This is a genomic window from Streptococcus jiangjianxini (assembly GCF_040225085.1).
Taxonomy (GTDB): domain Bacteria; phylum Bacillota; class Bacilli; order Lactobacillales; family Streptococcaceae; genus Streptococcus; species Streptococcus jiangjianxini.
Window position 1 is genome coordinate 1 of record NZ_JBEHGL010000009.1, and the last position, 19,995, is coordinate 19,995.

Here is a 19,995-nt window from a genome sequence, read left to right on the forward strand (position 1 = left end):
ACACGAGCTGTTGTTGAATCTTTAGCCTTATCTGAAGGGATTTTCAATTCGGTTTTTGAACCTACTTCAGTATCAGTGGAACGAGGGGTCTCCGGAATCTTCAACTCTGACTTCGTGCCAATTTCTGTGTTTGGTTGTTCTGGAGTATCAGTAGGGACTTGTGAAATGAGCTCTGTTTTAGAACCAATCGCTACATTAGAATCAGTTGACGGAACAACACGAGCTGTTGTTGAACCTTCAGTCTTAACTGTAGAGAATTTCAACTTGGTTTTAGGCCCTATTTGTGTAGCCGTAGAGCGTGGAATCTCTGGGATTCGTGGGATTTCCATGTCAGTTTCTGAATCATTAGTCTTGGCCGGAACCTTCAACTCAGACTTCGTGTTGATTTCTGTTCTTGATTGGTCTGGAGTATCGGTAGGGACTTGTGGAACAAGCTCTGTTTTAGAACCAATCGCCACATCAGAATCAGTTGACGGAACAACACGGTCTGTTGAGGTATCTTCAGCATTACCTGTAGAGAATTTCAACTCGGTTTTGGGACCTATCTGAGTATCAGTTGAACGGGGGATCTCTGGCACAATTGGCTCAACTGGAGCTGATGAAGAGGGATTCATACTTGTCAATTCCGTTTTAGGACCTATTTGTGTAGCCGTAGAGCGTGGAATCTCTGGGATTCGTGGGATTTCCATGTCAGTTTTTGAATCATTAGTCTTGGCCGGAACCTTCAATTCAGACTTCGTGTTGATTTCTGTATTTGATTGCGATGGAGTATCAGTAGGGATTTGTGGAACAAGCTCTGTTTTAGAACCAATCGCTACATTAGAATCAGTTAATGGAACCACGCGAGCTGTTGACGAATCATTGGTATCACCTGTAGAAACTTTCAACTTCGTTTTAGGACCTACTTCAGTATCAGTTGAACGAGGGGTCTCTGGAACACTTGGAAAGTCTGGTGTTGTAGAAGACGAAGTCACACTTGTCAACTTTGTTTTGGGACCTATTTGTGTAGCCTTGTCACGTTCTTTCTTGCTTTTTTCAAAATAATCCTTCCACTGCTGCTCACCTAAATCTAAGGTATATAGATTTCTAATAGCCACCCCACCTGTTTTATCATAATTATTAGAAATATATGCTTTTCCTTTTCTTTCAACAACTGTGTAGCGTTTTAAACTTTGTAAGGTATTACCTTTCCCATTAATTACAGCCGTATGATCATCTGTATCCGTTACATAGAGCGCAGTTAGTTTTCCACTTTTATCAAACTCAGCTCCCCAAACGTTAACAATGTGTCCTCTGTACTTATTGAACAGATAATCCACCGCCAAAGCTTTTTTTGCCTTCAAAGCCTGTTTGATCTTGCTACCAAGGGACGCAAGGTCGCTCACTTCTTCTCGGCTAGTGAGTAGCTTCTGTTCAAAAACCTCTTTAAAGAAACCGCCGCGATGGTCCAACTTCCCACTTGTTTCTTTTGCTTGATAATCTACTTCATTATTTACTTCATAGTTACGGGTATCTGGGTAACCACTAAAAAATAGATCTAACACTCTATGAGTATAAACAGATTTTGAAAAATAAGTCTTAAACAAATCAAAAAGTTGACTTTTATGTTCTCCCTCATAGTTCCGATGCTCTCGCAAATCAATCGGTTTATGATTATCTGGTGTTACAACTCCATTTGTGGCAGATTCATCTAGATATCTATCCACATTATCTTTATTATTAGCTAGCCACCAATGGAGCATGTTAGCTGCTACACCTGCTGAACACAAACCAAAATCGCGGCTGTTTGCACTAAACTCTTTATTGGCATCAAAAAGACGGCTTCCCTCTTTATAAGGGGCAGTATAGTAACCTTGATAATATTCTTTCTGCCATGTCAATTCATCCTTATTGGGCTTCGATACCCCATGAGTCCATTCTTGATGCTCTGATATAGTTGGAGGTGTTTTGTTCTCTTCACCCGATTTCAAAGGCTCAGGTTTCGGTACAGTTTCTTCAATAGCTGTAGTAGTAGTGGAAGCATCCGCAATAGGTTCTTGTGGGGCAACCGGCGAGTTATTATCTACTTCTTGCGATTGGTTAGGGGCTACATCACTTGTTTCACTAATCGGATCAGAGTTTAAATTCTCTGATTCTGGTGTCACTGCTGGTTCTGGCGCCACTTCCGGTGCTGGTGTAACTTCTGGAACAAGATTTTCTTGATTTTGAACCAAGGTGGTCTGCTCTATGTTACTTCCATTAGCCAAAAGGTTCTCAGTTGCTTCCGTTTCATGTGCCAACACAGGGGTAGCGCTTCCAACAACAAGCATAGCTAAGACACTTGCGCCAAAAAGCCACTGTTTTCCCGATTTCCACATTCTAAAGTGTCCAATCTTATGTTTCACTAATTTGTTATACATAACATATATTCCTCCAATTTTCGATGTTTTCTATCATTTAGAATAACATATTAGAATAGAGATGCAATAAAAATATAATAAAATTACATAAAAAACACATACATTAAAAATAGTAATAATTAAACATTAACCGACCTGCTACCGATACGATTTAATAAACTATTGTGTCAATATTATTAAATGAAAAGACATACTTTTTGGCCATCAGCTATAACGTGTCATTAGTTAATACAATGATGATAGGCTTTTGTTATAAAGGTTAGAGAAGGTATTTCACCAATAGATATAGATTCTAAATTTAATCCTTATCCCTTCCAATGAGTTTAAACTATTAAGGTTTACATCTTAACTATTTGAAATATATCAGTGATTCAAGTTACTAAAGCCTCAAAGCTCAAGATCTACTTGGCAATCCACTTAAATTCTGCTCTCATCATTACCCACGCGATTCATCAGAAAATTATTCTGAGGTATCGACTGGGACTTTTCACCATAAGAAAGTGTTTAACTGTCAAAATAAATCTAACCAGCATGATTTTGACCCTATCTATTCTACTTTAAAAGAAATTATTGTAACATCTCCTTATACACTCCGATAAAATATCGTACAAAGCGTCTAACAAGAAACAATTACATTAAAATATTATGGTATTTTCTGCTAAAAACAAATAATCAAAAGTCATCAGATTAATATCGAAAACTAAGCAGCCTCTTTAATATAACTCCTGAATATGGACTGCTCCCCAAAAGTTAGACGGAAAATCTAACGATTGGGACTCACTCCACTGTGAACTAGAGAATTTTTTCGATATACTTTATTCCTGGGCACTTTAAAACGATCACGATCACCGTTTTAAACAAAAAAAAGAGAACCATATGTGATTCTCTTCTTAATTGCTATCATACCCTACATTCGACAAAGTATGTTTTATTTAGCATAGTCAATAGCACGGAACTCTCGAATAACGGTTACCTTAATATTTCCTGGGTAATCTAGGTTGCTTTCGATTTTTTCCCGAACTTTATGTGACAAGGTTGTTACCTGATCATCGCTTAATTTCTTAGGATGAACCATAATTCTGATTTCACGTCCAGCTTGCAAGGCAAAACTATTTTGAACGCCATCAAAACTAGAAGCAATCTCTTCTAATTCACGTAGGCGTTTGATATAGTTTTCCATTGATTCGTTTCGTGCGCCTGGTCGTGCGGAACTCAAAGCATCTGCTGCTGCAACTAAGACAGCGATAACACTATCTGGTTCAACATCGCCATGATGACTTGCAATAGCATTGACGACGATTGGATTTTCCTTATATTTGCGAGCAAATTCTGTACCAATCTCAACATGACTTCCCTCGACCTCACGATCGATGGCTTTTCCCATATCATGCAAGAAACCTGCACGACGAGCAAGCGAGACATTTTCACCTAGTTCACCAGCCATGATGCCAGCGAGTTTACCAACTTCAACTGAATGACGAAGAACATTCTGACCGTACGATGTCCTAAACTGCAAGCGTCCCATAATTTTAATCAAATCAGGATGAAGGTTTGGGGCACCAATTTCATAAGCAGCCTCTTCACCATACTCACGGATACGGTTATCCAGTTCCTGACGATTTTTCTCAACAAGTTCCTCAATTCGAGCCGGATGGATACGACCATCAGCAATCAAGGCTTCTAGAGTCATTCTTGCAATTTCGCGACGAATAGGATCAAAACCAGAAAGAACAACCACTTCTGGTGTATCATCTATGATGATGTCAATTCCAGTCAAGCTTTCTAGGGTACGAATATTGCGACCTTCACGTCCAATAATACGACCTTTCATGCTGTCATCTGGTAAATGGACTGTCGTAATAGTCTGCTCGGTAACATACTCACCAGCCATGCGTTGCATAGCTTGAGAGAGCAAATTTTTGGCAATTTTAGTCGATTTATCCTTAATTTCTTGCTCTGCTTCGCGGATCTTAGTTGCAATCTCATGCGTCAACTTAGATTCCGTGTCCATCAAGATGACTTCACGCGCTTCTGCAATGGTCATATGACCAACACGTTCCAGTTCGGCACGCTTTTCATCCTCTATTTTGCTAATTTGATTTTCGCGTTCATCGATATGTTTAGATTTATCAAAAAGACTTTGTTCTTTAGACTCGAGTGATTTTTCTTTTATAGCTAAATTTTCATCCTTGCGGTCGAGCGAATAGGCACGTTCTGTTAAACGATTTTCTCTTTCTTTCAGCTCTTGTTTATCAGCTTTAAATTCCTGGTCAACTTCTTCTCGATATTTTCTCGCTTCTTCTTTTGCTTCGAGGAGAAGCTCTTTTTGATGAGCAATACTTTCTCTTTCAGCTGTTTGACGAATCGCTTGGGCTTCCATCTCTGCTTTCCCTCGCAGATTAACAGCATCCTGTTCAGCATTTAATAATGTTAATTCCGCTGCTTCCTTTGAAGATTTCATCTTCATCGTCATGATAGCGTAACCAACAACTAAACCAATGAGGGCAAAAATCAATGTTAAAACAACAATTCCTAACATCTTATTTACCTCAAAATTCTAAGGTTTTAATATAGTCAAAACCACTTTTAAGTTTATCATATTTTAAGCCTTTCCACAATGAAAAATCAGCGAAAGACCTCTTCACCAAATTATGATATGATAAGCATATAAAAAAGAATTGGAGGCGCTTATGTCAAAAGAAGTTATTGTTGAAAGTTTTGAACTTGACCACACTATCGTTAAGGCACCCTATGTAAGACTTATTTCTGAAGAATCCGGTCCAGTTGGTGATGTTATTACCAATTTCGATATCCGATTGGTTCAACCCAACGAAGATGCCATCCCAACTGCTGGGTTACATACCATCGAACATCTACTTGCCAAACTTATCCGTGAACGTATGGACGGCTTGATTGACTGTTCACCCTTTGGTTGCCGAACAGGTTTTCACATGATTATGTGGGGCAAACAAGAGGCCACTGAAGTCGCTAAAGTGATAAAATCATCGCTAGAAGAAATTGCCAACGTTACTTCTTGGGATGATGTCCCTGGTACAACCATCGAATCTTGTGGAAACTATAAAGACCATAGCCTTTTTTCTGCTAAAGAATGGGCAAAAGTCATCTTAGAAAAAGGGATTTCTGATAATGCCTTTGAGCGTCATATCGTTTAGAATAGCAAAAAAGAGGGGACTCCCTCTTTTTTCTATCAACCTAATAGTCAAGATTATCCGCATTTCCTGGTTTATTACCAACAAAGTAGCCTGTTTTAGCATTAATCGAGAACAAGTAGGTGCCATCTGGTTTAAACATGTTGTAGTAACCATTACCATTGACAATATTAACACGTTCAAGAATATAGTTGTTTCCTGAAATATTGCCGCGAGCTTGAGCTTTTCCAACAACAGTCTCTAAAACACCAGGAGCAAAGTTCCATGCAGCATTCCCAGAATCTGCAATAGCTGCTTCATTATAAGGAACACGACTGAGATTTCGCTGTAAGCTAGCAGCATCGTAACCAGAAATACCATAGGATGGCGCAGCAGGCGCTGTTTGGGAAGCTTCTTGATTGTTTTGAGATGGCGCTGCAGCTTGGCTCTCTGTTCGAGAAGCAGCTGCGGCTTCTTCAGCGGCTTTTGATGCACTTTCGCTAGCAGCAACACTTGATTGACGACTAGCTTCTGCTTCAACAGCACTACTATCCTTAACACCTTTTAAGTCATCTCTACCTTTTTTTACAGCTTTTTGCAATAAATTATCTAAACTTGCATTACCTGTGTTTAAGGTTCCAACTGATAGATCATCAAAATTAGCATCCACCTTAGGTTTGGCTGAATCAACTAACTCCCCATCGACAATGACTGCCTTGTCAAATTTGGCATTGACAGCTTGAATACCATCAATTTGCTCCTTCAAGTTATCATATTTTTCTTTAGCAGCATCATAAAACTTTGTACCTTCTAGTTTTTTAAGCGCTATTTCTAACTCAGGAAGTTTTCCAAACTCACTATTTTTAAGTTTAACAGCCTTGTCATCGGTAAAGAAACCGTTATACATTTCTCCAAAAGCTTCGTTATCCTTAATAGATTGAGCCGTGGCATGTTTACCAGATGCATCCAACGCTTTGCGGCTACTACTTGAAGTTGTTGAGGAACTTGAAGCAGCCTCTTTTTGATTAAGTTGGTTGACACCATAGCTGATTCCAAAGATACTTAAAAGGAGTAATAACAAACCTAATAAAATAGGTACCTTCCTCTTATAGAAAGGTTTGTCATCCAAGTCACTAGAATCTTTCAAAATAAAATCATCTTCAGGCTCTGTAGAAATATCAGCAACTGCCTCCTGCTCGTCAGCATTGTCATCTACCGGATCTTGTGCCATTATTGCCCCGTCTGCATTTACTTCCGAAGCCGCTAAACCAGGTTCTGAGTCAATCGAGTCCTGTTCAACTTCTGCCCGTTGCTTTTTAATGAAGTCATCTAAAGTCGCCGTATCTAGGTCTTCTAAATTGACTTCTCTAGTTTCAAATTTTTGAGATGCTACTTCATCAGGATGCTGCTTGATATACTTATCTAAGATACTATCTTCGTTGGTTATACCCGCTTTGATTTCAGCATCTTTTCTGACAGCTTCACCAACCGTTAAATCTTTAGCCTTATCAAAGTCTAAATTATCATTTTCTTTGGTCATACAAGTCCTCTCTATTTAGCCTCTTTTCGTTTGACGCGTTGGCCAAAATATTGGTACAAATCGACTTTTAAAGTACCATTATATAATTTTCGTTTTTTATCCGCTAAGCTACCATACTTGGTTTCAAAAGCTTCATCACTGGTCAAAATAAATTTGCTCCAAGTTGTTAATGGCGCGAAGGTTTGACCCATTTCATTATACAAGATGTTGATAGCTTTGTCATCAAGAAGTCGCTCACCGTATGGTGGATTTGAGATGATAACTCCGTTGATTTTATTAGTTTTTAGGTCCTGAAGACGCATTTGTTTCAATTTGATAACATCTGCCAGTCCAGCTTCTTCTGCATTCTTTTTAGCAATATCAATCATACGACCATCAATATCAGAACCAGTGATATCCAGTTCAATATCATAGTTTGCCTTTGATTCTGCTTCATCACGAACCTTTTGGACTAATTCCTTAGATACCCAAGACCAGTCTTCAAAAGCAAATTCTCGGTTAAATCCTGGTGCGATATTCATCCCAATCATCGCTGCTTCTATACAGAATGTCCCAGACCCACAGGTTGGATCAATCAAGGGTTTGTCAGGATACCAATTGCTTAGCATCAGGATAGCTGCTGCCATATTTTCCTTAATAGGAGCACCTCCTTTTTCTACCCGATAACCGCGTTTGAAAAGGCTTGAACCAGTTGTATCGATCATAACAGTAGCCACATCTTTTAGTAAAGAAACTTCAATTTTATATTCAGGTCCGTTCTCTATCAAAGGCACACCTTCTGGACGATGGTAAATTTTTTGAAGTTTTTTGACAACAGCCTTTTTACTGATAGCTTGAACACTTGGCTCGTTATGAAGTTTCGATTTGACACACTTTGCTTTGGAAATCGGAAAAGCTGAACCTAGTGGTAGATAACGATCCCACTCTAAGCCATAAACACCTTGAAATAATTCTTCAAAACTTCTAGCTGGAAATTGCCCAACCACGATTTTAATACGATCCGCAGCACGTAACCATAGATTAGTTTCTACAATAGTCCTGACAGTTCCTTGAAATCTAACCTTGCCATTTTCGACTTGACAGTCGATTCCTAAGTTTCTGATTTCACGTCCCACAACTGCTTCAAGCCCAGCTGCTGCTGTGGCGATCAATTCAAATGTTTCTTTCATTTTTACTTCTTTCACTTTTTTACTGTTAAATAAAAGCTAGCCTAAGCTAGCTAAACCTATTATGTAATTTTCTATAAGCCATGTTTTGTTCAGAAGCTGACTAGGAACCAACTTCCTCGATAATCATCTGTCTACTGCTAAAGCAGTTAAGATAGTTCTGTTCGTCTTCCAGCTATCTCATGCCCCGACCAAAGTTTGGGTTGCTAGCTTGAGGGGTTTACCGCGTTCCACTTTTTAGGTTTCCCTAAAAACTTCGTCACTGTGGCACTTTCAAGGTTACTGAGGCATATCCAGAGGACTTAGCCATTTTACCTGCCGTAACGCATCGTCGACACGTCCCTAGGCTTATTTTTTCGCCTAGCACAAACACTACCGGCATCACAGCCAGTGCTAGCATGGACTTTCCTCATAGTATTCTTATACTACGCGATTATCCGAAAATTACACAGGAATACTCTATTCCGTGATTTGTTTTCCAAAAACTTCCTTTTCTAACCGACTAATACGCTTCAAGATATCAAAATTAGTCACCGGATTGTCCGTACGATTTTGCAAACCACCCACAGCACCTCTCTGCGCCAAATTAACTCCTGCAGTTCGACTAGCCTGTGGTTGAGAAGTGACTTTTTTCAAACGAGCCTTTAGCTGATCATTCTCTGATTGCAATTCCTCAACTAAACTAGCATAGGCCTCGTAGTCTTTGATCACATCGTCTAGAAATTCATCAACTTCGCGCTTATCATAGCCACGCATAGCCGTTTTAAATTCTTTTTCAAAGATTTTTTTGGGGGTATTAATAATACTGGTCATTCTCTCATCTCCAACACTCGTCATTCTACTGATAAAATACGATTAAAATAATCATTCAATCATAAGCTATGATACAGAATTTAAACACAAAAAGCAAGTATTTTCCACCCATATCAGGGGATTTGTTATTCATTTTCCATAGCAATGTCATTTAAGTCATCAAATCGTAACTGAGTGACTTTATAATCCGATTTCCGCATCATGTGGTATAAGTATTTTAAATTTGTCTCATGGTCACTATCGTAAAATAAATAAGCTTCATCGGTATTGGCAAGTAAAAATTGATGATATTGCTTGAATTGACCAGGATTGTCGTAAGCATCGAAACTATATTTAACAAAGTCAACTTGTTTAAAGGCCGATAATTTCATCTGATTAGCTTCGTTCCAATTGTCACCTTGATTGGCAAAACAAAATATGGTGGCTAGCTTCAAATCATAATCTTCCTTCAATTCTTTAGCAACTTCTAAAACCCAATACTCAAACCCTAACTCACCTGTAAAAATAAGCCACTTCAATCCTTCTGAACAAAATCGCTCCAAGTCTCGTCTAATGGCTTTTTTGATGACGGCAATACGTTCATCATTTTCCTTAAAAATTCCTAAATCAAAACTGCGATAACCAGCCACTAAAAGAGTGGTCATAATTTTGTTGTCCTCTCAAAAATATGATATAATGATACGTGTTTATCTTACCATTATTTAAAAGATTTTAGGAGAAATATGGTTAACTATCCTCATAGGATTTCTCAAAAAACACGACACTTACCTTCTTCGAAAAAGGAATCCAATATTAATTTTGCCAATCGAGGGATGTCTTTTGAAACCGCTATCAACGCAACCAATGACTATTACTTAACACATGGTGTTGCTGTTATCCATAAGAAACCAACACCGGTCCAGATTGTTAAGGTTGATTATCCCAAAAGAAGTCGAGCAAAAATTGTCGAAGCGTATTTTAGGCAAGCATCAACAACAGATTATTCTGGTGTTTATAAGGGTCATTACATTGACTTTGAAGCTAAAGAAACTAGACAAAAGACAGCCATGCCTTTGAAAAATTTCCATGATCATCAGATTAATCATATGAAGAATGTCATCGACCAGAAAGGGATTTGTTTTGTGTTGATGCATTTCTCAACATTAAAAGAAACCTATTATTTACCTGCCAGTCACTTGATCGCATTTTATCAGGCTGAAGGAGGTAAACGATCCATGCCATTAGATTATATTCAAAAACATGGCTATGCTATTAAACTATCAACTTTCCCTCAAGTTCCTTATCTTGACATTATTGAACAAAATTTTTTAGGCGGAATCTAGAATGAATAACATTTCAAAAATTGCTAAGTATATCCTATTAGGGATTGCTGGCCTTGCTATCTCAGGAGTTGTCATTGGAGGTCTTCTATTCATCTTCTATGCGAGCACAGCTCCAAAACTATCTGAAGCTAAGTTAAAATCCACTACATCTAGCCTCATTTACGATAGCGACAACAATCTCATTGCCGACTTAGGAGCCGAGAAGCGTGAGAACGTTACAGCCGACAATATTCCTGTTGAGCTGGTCAATGCGATCACTTCTATCGAAGACCATCGTTTCTTCGCGCACCGTGGTATCGACATCTATCGGATTATGGGGGCCGCTTGGAATAACTTAACGAGTAATACAACCCAAGGGGGGTCAACCCTTGACCAACAATTGATTAAACTTGCTTATTTTTCAACCAATAAGTCTGACCAAAACCTTAAGCGCAAAGCTCAAGAAGGTTGGCTGGCCTACAAGATGGAGAAAGAATACACCAAGGAAGAAATTCTAACCTTCTATATCAACAAAGTTTATATGGGAAATGGTAACTATGGTATGCTAACAGCCGCTAAGTCGTATTTTGGCAAGGACTTAAAAGACCTATCCATCGCCCAGGTTGCTTTGTTGGCTGGTATTCCACAGGCACCAAGCCAGTACGACCCTTATATCAATCCTGAAATGGCCAAACAACGGCGAGATACAGTTCTTTCAGAAATGTACGAGTTGAAAAAAATCGATAAAGAACAGTATGATACAGCGATTGCAACTCCTGTAAATGATGGTTTGCAAACCTTGAAAAAAGAGGCCAGTTATGAACCATACTATGACAACTACCTCAAAGAAGTTATTTCACAGGTAAAAGAAAAAACAGGTAAAGACGTCTACACAGCTGGCTTAAAAGTCTACACCAATATTAATTCTGATTTCCAAAAATTCCTCTGGGATATTTACAATTCAGATACTTATGTCTACTATCCAGATGAGAAATTCCAAGTAGCATCTACCGTTATGGATGTTACCAATGGTGCGGTCGTTGCCCAGTTAGGCGGACGACATCAAAGTAATGTATCTCTAGGAAGTAATCAAGCTGTGCTGACTGATCGCGATTGGGGTTCAACGATGAAACCTGTCACGGATTATGCTCCAGCTATTGAGAACGGTGTTTACTCAGCTACTTCTGCCAATACTCAAGATTCCTACTACACATGGCCTGGTACTGACCAACAAGTCTATAACTGGGATCGTAAATATAATGGGAATATGACCATTCAACGTGCCATTCAGGAATCACGTAACGTACCTGCCATCAAGGCTCTCGAAGAGGTTGGATTAAAAAATTCGTTGAACTTTTTGAAAGGCCTTGGAATCAATTATCCTGAACTACATTATTCTAACGCGATTTCAAGTAATACAAGCAGTTCTGACCAAAAATATGGTGCTAGCAGTGAGAAAATGGCTGCTGCTTACTCTGCATTTGCTAACGGTGGGACTTATTACGAACCAATGTACATCAATCGCATTGAGTTTAATGATGGAACCAAAGAAGATTACACAGCACCTGGTAAACGCGCTATGAAAGCTACTACAGCCTATATGATGACTGATATGATGAAATCAGTTCTTTCATATGGTACAGGAACTAACGCCGCCATCAGCGGCTTATACCAAGCTGGTAAAACAGGAACTTCATCATACTCAGATGATGAGTTAGCCAAAATTGAAGCAGAAACAGGTATTTATAATAGCGCTGTGGGGACAATGGCACCTGATGAAACATTTGTCGGGTATACCAGTCAATATGCTATGGCTGTTTGGACTGGTTATAAAAATCGTTCTATCCCTCTTTATGGAGGTATGCTTAATATAGCCACAGACGTCTATAAGACGATGATGTCCTATATCACCGGCGGTTACAGTGAAGACTGGCTCATGCCCGATGGTTTGTACCGTAACGGTAGTTATGTTTATCTAAATAGCTACACTGGACGTCGAAACTATTATTCTAATCCGTACGGAACTAGCGGTAACGGCTTTGGTACCAATGGTAACACCACAGAAGGAAATAATTCTAATAATACTGGAAATACTTCTGAAAATGACTCAACATCCAATAGTTCATCGGCAGGACCCTCTCAAGATACTAGCAATACGCCTTCACCAAACACTGAGCAATCAAACACGATCCAAGGTAATGGTCAAGAAAACAGCAATAGCAACAATGATGGCAACAATCAACCAGCTGCTGGCGGAAATGGAAACTAACAAAAAATACTAGATCAATTGGTCTAGTATTTTTTTAATCTAACAACTGCTTATTCCCGAAATAAAAGGCGTCTCTGTCTACAGCGACATTTCAAAAGATTAGCTAGTGTCCTACTTAACTTGCCAAAAGAGGTTGTCATCATCTAAGATGCCAAAAACGAGCAGCTATTACAGTTATCATAGCACAATGACTAACAAAGCCAACTGTCTTCGATAGTGTAGCATCTCAATGATGACACTTTGCCAGTAGGTTGGACCTGATTTCCCTAACGCTGACATAGCAATGGTTATTTTAGAAACCTACTAGGCCCAAAGCTTTTGAGAAATCATTTAGCACAAAATTAGTGTCCTTGTTCACGCCGTGGTTAGTTTGGAATAAGTTTAGCATAACGCTCAAGAATCATCGATTGGTGGTTGGTGACATAATCATAGTCCTCTTTAATAGTTTTAATGTTTTCCAAGGGTTTCATACTTGGATTCAGTTTGGCTTCCTTGTGAATAGGGCGGTTGGTAGTTAGTTTTCCTAAAGCATCCTGTGCTTCTTTGGATACCATAAAATCGATAAACAATTTAGCATTTTCAAGATTCGTGGCTCCTTTTAAAATCGCCATTGAAGACGGCGCAAAGACAGTTCCTTCCTTGGGATAAACAAGTCTCACGTTAGCAGCATTTTCTACTAATTTCAAACTGGGCGCCTCGTAAGTCAAGCCAACTGCCATCTTCCCATCAACGACCGACTGATAAACAGCCGAAGAACTTGTTGGAGAAACCTTGCCATAGTTATCAGTTAATTTCTTAACAAATGACCATGCCGACTCACTTTCATAACCACCTTTAGCCACTAGCATACTCGTCAATTGAGACAAAGCGCTGGACGAGCTTCTTGGATCAGCGTAAGCAATTTTACCTTTTAATTCGGGATTAAGTAAGTCTTGATAGCTTTCAATAGTCATATCCTTGGTTAAATCTTTATTCACTAATAAGACATTGCCATTAATCGTATAAGCCGTTGCTATCGTACTCGAGTCTCTATAATCTTCTAATAATTTAGCTACTGCTTTTGATCGGTAAGGTAAAAACAAGTCTTCATTATTGGTAAATTGCGTATAAATACCTCCAAAAAAAACATCTGGTGTTTTTTCAAAACCTTGTCGGATCTGACTCATCAACTCTCCCGTCCCATTTTCAATAAGCTCGACATTAATGCCATACTTTTTTTCAAAAGCTGGAATCATTTCTCGCAGCAATGTCGGACTATTAGGAGAGTATATGGTAAGAGTTGATGATTTCGTATAGCTTTTTGATGACAAATAGCTGTTTTGGACGAAGAAAACTCCCAGTAACAGCAGTAAGGTAACTATGCTGATTAGCTTAACAAGCACTCTTGGTCTACGCAAGCTACGCCTCCCTTCCTCTATTGTTATACAGTGTGTCGTTTCTTAAATTGATTGACGGTCATACCGACGTATTTTTTAAAAACACGATCGAAATAGCGGTAATCATTATAACCGACCTCTTCTCCCAATTGGTAAACCAATTTATCAGGCTGGTCCATCAATAGTTGAATGGCTAGACTAATACGATACTGATTGATGTAGTCGTTAATCGTCGTCTGTAAATATTTTTTGATCATATTATATAAATAACTTTCACTATAGCCAATATCATGAGCCATTTGCGCAATCGTTATTTTTTCTTGATAGTGTTGATGAATCCACGCGACAACCAATTCAACAGCTTCAGGCATATTATCTGTTAATACAGGGAGATCAACATAGCTTTGACTAATTGTTTGACTAGTGACTTTCTCTCTTTCTCGTAATTGAGACATAATTTTCTTAAGACAACTGAACAAGGCTTCTTTATCTAAAGGCTTCGTCAAAAATTCAACCGCCCCATAATGGAGCGCTTCTCTAGCGTTACTGAAGTCAGCATAGCCAGATAAGATAATCTTTTCATAGGTAAGGTCTCTTGTGGCTTCGAACATCTCAAAAGCAGACATGATCGGCATATTGATATCCGTTAACACAATATCAGGCTTCAATTGATGGATTTGCTTCACACCTTCTTGGCCGTCTTTTGCTTCCCCAACCACAATAATTCCCAAACTTTCGTAATCAAGTGCATACCTGAGCCACTTTCGAATGAGATGCTCATCTTCTACGATTAATAATTTATACACCATTATCCTCCCTTACTTTAAATGTGATCCCAAAGCCAAGGCCTGTACGATTGAATTGAAGCTCAACATCATGAAATTGGTGAACCAAGCGACGATAGGAGTTAATAACCCCATGATGACTATCCATTGTCTGTAAATTAGCCAAGACTTGTTGCTGGCGCGCTTCACTAATCCCTGGCCCATTATCCTCTACGCTCAACCACAGATAACCCGCTTCTTTTTTGACATGGATGTGAATCACTAGGTCATGGCGGTAACGGTAGCCGTATTTGATGCTATTTTCCACAAGAGGCAATAGTACTAATTTAGGAATCCTTATCTCCTTGATATTATCATCATAAGTCAGCTGATAATCCAGCTCTTCAAAACGGACTTGATTGATTTGCAAATAAGACTCCACAATGGCTAGGTCATTAGCAATTGTTTCTTGTTGGTGGTCATGGTTAAGGCTATAACGCAACAATCTCGTTAAGCGAAGAACAATCGTTTCAGTCAACTTAGGATCAAATTGACTGGTGATTAAAATGGTTTCCAAGGTATTATAGAGGAAATGGGGATGAAATTGCGCTTCTAGCATACGCCTTTCAAAGGTTTGTCTTTCCTTTTCCAATAGCAAAGCCTTTCGACTCAATTGATAGAGGCGCTGGATCATCTGATTCATCTGAGCTGCCAAATAGCTAAACTCGTCCTCTGTCTTTAAGTCAATGCTTCTCTTTTCACCTTTTGAAACCGCCTCCATCTCTGACACCAACGTTTCAATCGCTACCGAATTTTTAGTCGCAATCTTATCTCCTAATTGTTTCGATTGCCATAACAAAACAGCAAAAATACTGGCTGATAGGCACAGGGCAAATATCAACATTGCTGTTATAGGTAGCAATTGCCGATAAACAGTGACTGTCATGGCAGGTGCCAAGGAAGAGGTTTGACTCAGATAGGCTTTTTGCTTAGAAAAGATTAACCGCTTAGTCAGGATTGTTTCATCAACCTTTCCTAAACTACCCATCATAAAACTGTCACTATTACTCAAAAATGGCGACTGATACTCATCAAAAATAAGGTATCGAGAATCTAATGACTTTAACAACGTCAAAAAATCATTTCCATTTATTAATAGGACCGAATAACCGACTAACCGATTCCTTGCCTTGATCGCAGCAATCATCGCAAGATAGTGGTTTCCCTCTCCATCTATAATAACCGTAGACTTGATAGGGGTATCACTACTTTGTTTCATCACCAATTTCAATTGTAGTGACTGAGCTAAAGGTGTTAACTGATTATCTGTCATCAGCTGAAGATCTTGCTCAGCATTGAAAACAAGTAGATTTGATCGAACGGTCATCGAAGACCGTGCACTATAGAAATCACGATAAACATCTCGTTCGACTGGTTTATCGGAAAGGTATTGTTGGATAGCCCCTTGACTAAGATCTCGCAGCAAACGCTCGTGATGCGTCACAAACTTGTTATATGTTTTTGAGATGAGTCTAGAATCACGATAAATGCCATATTGTTGTGGGACCAGCGCAAAAAATGAAAACAAAGCAATTAAAAGCCCCGATAGCAATAGTGCCTGACGCGAAAAATGCTTAACGATGTCTTCTTGTAACGTCAGTTTAAACTTTTCTTCCATAAATTTTCCACCTTAGTCTGAAACGCTTCCATATTCATTATAGCAAATTGGTAGTGAAATGGTGAACCACCTTTTCCTGCTGTATCCCCTTTGCTTTCATGGCTATTTTCTACTCAAGTCAGATAAGCCACCGCCTATAACTACTCTTTCCATCACTTCTTAAACATCACTTTGGCTGATAGGCATCGATATCACCTTAAATGTTTATTAAATGAGATGACCTAGTCTTTACTGATTCTCTAACAAAGGGCCGTCTACCCTGAAAAGTCTCTCGTTATGTTTTCTTAGTTGATATGATGCTATTTTATCCAGAGAAAAACGTTTGAGACCAAAACCCCAAACGTTTACCATATTAAATTAGCAAATACCAAGTAAGCCTAGAGCAATACCAAGTAACATAATACCGAACATAATCCAGTTGATATTAACCTTTTTACGAAGTAACCAAAAGGCACCAAATGTTACTATTAACGGCACAATCCCCACAAATAATTGGTCAAGATAAGTTTGAATTTCAGCCGCTTCCTTAGCACCTTTAGCTGAGACTGTCAAAATGGTTTTAAATTTAACACTGGAAGCCGTCATCGATCCAACCATCATCAAACCTAACATGCTTGAAGTTTTAGTGACAATTTTCATACCGCCAGATTCGTATAATTTCTTAATGAAATTAGCTCCAACAGAATAACCACTATAAAGACTGTAATAATGCACTAAGAAGGCGGGAACATTGTAAAGAAGTAGGAAAATAACAGCTCCCATAGCAGAACCTGTGCTAGCTATAGAAATTCCGATCCCTGCAGCTATGACACGTAGAATTCCCCAGAAAAAGGAATCACCAACACCTGAGATAGGGCCCATAAGAGAAGCTTTGACAGCTGTAATAGAACTAGGGTCAAAGTTAGGATCTTCACTATTTTTCTTTTCCATGGAAGCTACCAAACCCATAATGAAATTATTGATATGCATGGTAGCATTAAACCAAGTTGTATGGCGGATGATAGCTTCGGCTTTTTCTTTATCCGTTTTGTAAAAACGGTTAATTACGGGTAACAAGGTATAGATAACACCGATAGCATGGTATTGAGTCGCACCTGTACGACTGGCATTCATCGTCCATGAGCGCCAAAAGACTGATCGCAACATTTTTCTCTCTTCAACGGTTAGATTTTCTTGAGATTTCATGCAAAAAAGTCCTCCTCTTCAGCTTCTTTTGAATCGTAAGTGGTAGTAACTTGGTTAGCTCCGCGGGCAATAGCATCAAGTTCTAGGTCGCGTTGCGAGACTAGCACACAGATAATCACACCCAGTACAGCCACAGCTACCGCAGGCAATTGTAAATAAGCGGTTAAAATAAAGCCTAATAGGTAAAAGACAGCTAGTTTATTGGACCAAAGTAACTTCATCAACATGGCAAAACCAACTGCAGGAAGCAAGCCACCAGCTGCACTCAAGCCATTCATCAATGGTTGAGGAATATTTTCAACAAAACTATTAACAGGTCCACTTCCCACTAAAATACCGATAAAGGAAATCATAGCGATAATCAAATAATAGATAATCCATGTTCCATAATGGAGACCAACTAAAGCCCGCTGATTATTTTCTGCTGCTGCTTTATCGACCATTGGTGCAAAAATATTCATGAAAACATTCTTCAAAAACATAACAACAAAAGCCGCTAGCATACCGATAGGGACAGCTAAGGTCATCGCTGCTTTTTGGTCAATATTGGAAACAATGGCAAAAGTTGTCGCCATGGCTGTTGCTGTTACAGGCTCTGCAGCAATAACACCACCAATATTAACATTTCCAAGGAACAGTGCTTCCAAAGAGGCACCGAGTAAAATACCAGTCTTCATATCACCTAAAAGCAAGCCTGTCACCAAACCAACAACAAGCGGACGCTCCATCATACTCTGACCTGTTAAATAGTTCCCCCCAAAACAGATTAAAACAGCTAAGGCTGCCATAGTTGCAGGTATTAACATATATTACTAACCTCTCTTTCTAGTCTAGCAATTGTGCTAAACTGACTTTAGTATTTGTCGGTAAAATCTGATTATAAGAGTCTACATGAGATAAGCTAACCAATTCCTTAGCTGCCTCAAGTTCATCTGGATTCAACAATAAACTAGAAGCTAATTTTACTTTTGAAGCAGGATCAGACTTATCAAAACGGCCTACATTCGCTACATTCACCGTCTCTACGCTTGGTACTTTTTTAGCAATTTCAGTCGCATCTCTGATAGTGTTGACTATTACAAAAATACGTTTGTCTTTGGCACGCGGGTCATTGAAAACAGCGATAGCGTCTTCTACTGAGCGAATAAGCAATTTCATCCCATTTGGAACTGCCATCTTCAGAGTCATTTGGGTAATTTCATTTGTTGCTGCTTCATCATTAGCAACCACTAATAGTGGAGCGTTCAATTCCTTGGTCCAGACAACTGCAACTTGTCCATGAATGAGACGATCATCTACGCGAATTTGTGTAATCATTTTCTTCTCCTCGTTTTAGTATTAGTCAAAAAAATCAGCTTCGTCATTGTTATTCAACGCTAAATCAACAGCCGTCACTTGTGATTCTGCAATGACTTGATGAATGTCTTCCAACGTCAGTGCTTCATCTGGTTTAGCATAGGCTAATGACAAAATAGTGGCTAGGTTTATATTTGAGATTAAAAAGACATTGTCTTTAGGGTTATCCATCAATGTTTGAACCACTTTTTGGTTCACGCTTCCCCCTAGTAAGTCAGTAAAAATAAGCCCTTGTTCATCTTCATGTAGTTGATTAACAAATCCTACTAAAATGTCAGTATAGTCGCTATCATCTACATAGGCATCAATAACCGTAAATTCTTCACCGCGTCCCGTCAATATCTGCAGTGAATGTTGAAGACCACTGGCTAAATGACCATGGCTTGCGATTAAATAACGTCGTTTCATAGCTTCCTCCTTCTAAAAAACAATTCTAGACTCTTTGTGAGATGTATTAATATGCCTTTATTGTAACAGATGTAAGCGTTTTTACCATGACCAATCCTTGATGAAATGTGGACTATTCTCCACAAAGACTCTTATTCTATATTTTTAGTCATTTCAAATACCGCCGTCAATCGTCCCAACAATGATGCTAAAAAAACCAGAATCTGCTATCTTCTGACGCTTACTCTTAGCAACTTTTGAGTTAAGGTGATAATTAATGTTAAGACTTAGCATTTCCGTCTCTAAAGCCAGTCACTCGCAACAAGCAGTTTCCTTTTCTAAGGAAACCACTGCAAACAACCAATCACCAAAAGACTACTCGGATCTCATCTCATCAGATACTCAATGAAAATAAAAAAAGAGACTAGGCAAGACCGATGCAGATAGAACTAACGTTCATCAAATTAAGCCAATAAGGTAGGCTTTTGATTTTTGAAGGTATAAGCTTCAGATAGTCTGCCAACATTAACAAAGAAGCAAAAAAAAGACAATGACTTTAGTTAAGCACTGCCTTATTTTTTCTTTGGAAAGTCGTATTAAGCTTAAGAAAAA

At 38.9% G+C, this 19,995-nt stretch carries 16 protein-coding genes and 1 other RNA gene; 3 read left to right on the top strand and 14 right to left on the bottom strand.

Going from position 1 to position 19,995, the window contains the following annotated elements; genetic code table 11:
* Nucleotides 1–2,399: IdeS/Mac family cysteine endopeptidase (locus tag ABP870_RS04955; protein ID WP_350014363.1), on the bottom strand; the 2,399-nt coding region annotated here is incomplete at its 3' end.
* A gap of 928 nt (nt 2,400–3,327) precedes the next feature.
* The gene (locus ABP870_RS04960; RefSeq protein WP_350014364.1) at nt 3,328–4,938 is read right to left on the bottom strand and encodes a ribonuclease Y; all 1,611 of its coding nucleotides are present in this window, start codon (nt 4,936–4,938) and stop codon (nt 3,328–3,330) included.
* Between the two features lie 151 nt (nt 4,939–5,089).
* Between ABP870_RS04960 and ABP870_RS04965 the strand changes: the two genes are divergently transcribed.
* Nucleotides 5,090–5,572 carry an S-ribosylhomocysteine lyase gene (locus ABP870_RS04965; protein WP_350014365.1) on the top strand — a complete coding sequence of 161 codons (483 nt, stop codon included), beginning with the start codon at nt 5,090–5,092 and terminating at the stop codon, nt 5,570–5,572.
* A gap of 40 nt (nt 5,573–5,612) precedes the next feature.
* Here ABP870_RS04965 and ABP870_RS04970 read toward each other — a convergent pair whose 3' ends face one another.
* The 5 genes from ABP870_RS04970 to ABP870_RS04990 all read right to left on the bottom strand — a co-directional run bounded on the left by ABP870_RS04970 (nt 5,613) and on the right by ABP870_RS04990 (nt 9,711).
* Nucleotides 5,613–7,088 carry a cell division site-positioning protein MapZ family protein gene (locus tag ABP870_RS04970; RefSeq protein ID WP_350014366.1) on the bottom strand — a complete coding sequence of 492 codons (1,476 nt, stop codon included), beginning with the start codon at nt 7,086–7,088 and terminating at the stop codon, nt 5,613–5,615.
* A gap of 11 nt (nt 7,089–7,099) precedes the next feature.
* Entirely contained in the window at nt 7,100–8,257 is a 1,158-nt protein-coding gene (locus ABP870_RS04975; RefSeq protein WP_350014367.1) for a THUMP domain-containing class I SAM-dependent RNA methyltransferase, read from the bottom strand.
* A 69-nt stretch (nt 8,258–8,326) separates the two neighbouring features.
* An RNA gene (gene rnpB, locus ABP870_RS04980) (RNase P RNA component class B) lies at nt 8,327–8,699 on the bottom strand.
* A gap of 14 nt (nt 8,700–8,713) precedes the next feature.
* Nucleotides 8,714–9,067: a cell division regulator GpsB gene (gpsB, locus tag ABP870_RS04985; protein WP_350014368.1), complete on the bottom strand. Its 354-nt coding sequence runs from the start codon at nt 9,065–9,067 to the stop codon at nt 8,714–8,716.
* Nucleotides 9,068–9,192: 125 nt separating this feature from the next.
* Nucleotides 9,193–9,711, bottom strand: coding sequence for a DUF1273 domain-containing protein (locus ABP870_RS04990; protein ID WP_350014369.1), 519 nt, complete (start codon nt 9,709–9,711; stop codon nt 9,193–9,195).
* A gap of 78 nt (nt 9,712–9,789) precedes the next feature.
* Here ABP870_RS04990 and recU point away from each other — a divergent pair, with 78 nt between their 5' ends.
* Nucleotides 9,790–10,389, top strand: coding sequence for a Holliday junction resolvase RecU (gene recU / locus ABP870_RS04995; protein ID WP_350014370.1), 600 nt, complete (start codon nt 9,790–9,792; stop codon nt 10,387–10,389).
* 1 nt (nt 10,390) lies between these two features.
* On the top strand, nt 10,391–12,637 hold the full coding sequence (pbp1a, locus tag ABP870_RS05000; RefSeq protein WP_350014371.1) for a penicillin-binding protein PBP1A: 2,247 nt from the start codon (nt 10,391–10,393) through the stop codon (nt 12,635–12,637).
* Nucleotides 12,638–13,002: 365 nt separating this feature from the next.
* Here the strand turns inward: pbp1a and ABP870_RS05005 are convergent, their stop codons facing one another.
* From ABP870_RS05005 to ABP870_RS05035, 7 genes are all read right to left on the bottom strand, one after another.
* Nucleotides 13,003–14,034 carry an extracellular solute-binding protein gene (locus ABP870_RS05005; protein ID WP_350014372.1) on the bottom strand — a complete coding sequence of 344 codons (1,032 nt, stop codon included), beginning with the start codon at nt 14,032–14,034 and terminating at the stop codon, nt 13,003–13,005.
* A 23-nt stretch (nt 14,035–14,057) separates the two neighbouring features.
* Nucleotides 14,058–14,819, bottom strand: coding sequence for a response regulator transcription factor (locus tag ABP870_RS05010; protein ID WP_350014373.1), 762 nt, complete (start codon nt 14,817–14,819; stop codon nt 14,058–14,060).
* The gene (locus ABP870_RS05015) at nt 14,812–16,455 is read right to left on the bottom strand and encodes a sensor histidine kinase (RefSeq protein WP_350014374.1); all 1,644 of its coding nucleotides are present in this window, start codon (nt 16,453–16,455) and stop codon (nt 14,812–14,814) included. Before ABP870_RS05015 ends, ABP870_RS05010 begins: the two co-directional genes overlap by 8 nt.
* A gap of 357 nt (nt 16,456–16,812) precedes the next feature.
* A complete protein-coding gene (locus ABP870_RS05020; RefSeq protein ID WP_350014375.1) occupies nt 16,813–17,640 on the bottom strand; it encodes a PTS system mannose/fructose/sorbose family transporter subunit IID in 828 nt (275 codons plus the stop codon).
* Nucleotides 17,637–18,446 carry a PTS mannose/fructose/sorbose/N-acetylgalactosamine transporter subunit IIC gene (locus ABP870_RS05025; protein WP_350014376.1) on the bottom strand — a complete coding sequence of 270 codons (810 nt, stop codon included), beginning with the start codon at nt 18,444–18,446 and terminating at the stop codon, nt 17,637–17,639. Before ABP870_RS05025 ends, ABP870_RS05020 begins: the two co-directional genes overlap by 4 nt.
* A gap of 19 nt (nt 18,447–18,465) precedes the next feature.
* Nucleotides 18,466–18,957 carry a PTS system mannose/fructose/N-acetylgalactosamine-transporter subunit IIB gene (locus ABP870_RS05030; protein ID WP_350014377.1) on the bottom strand — a complete coding sequence of 164 codons (492 nt, stop codon included), beginning with the start codon at nt 18,955–18,957 and terminating at the stop codon, nt 18,466–18,468.
* Between the two features lie 21 nt (nt 18,958–18,978).
* Nucleotides 18,979–19,404, bottom strand: coding sequence for a PTS sugar transporter subunit IIA (locus ABP870_RS05035; RefSeq protein WP_350014378.1), 426 nt, complete (start codon nt 19,402–19,404; stop codon nt 18,979–18,981).
* Between the last annotated feature and the right edge of the window lie 591 nt (nt 19,405–19,995).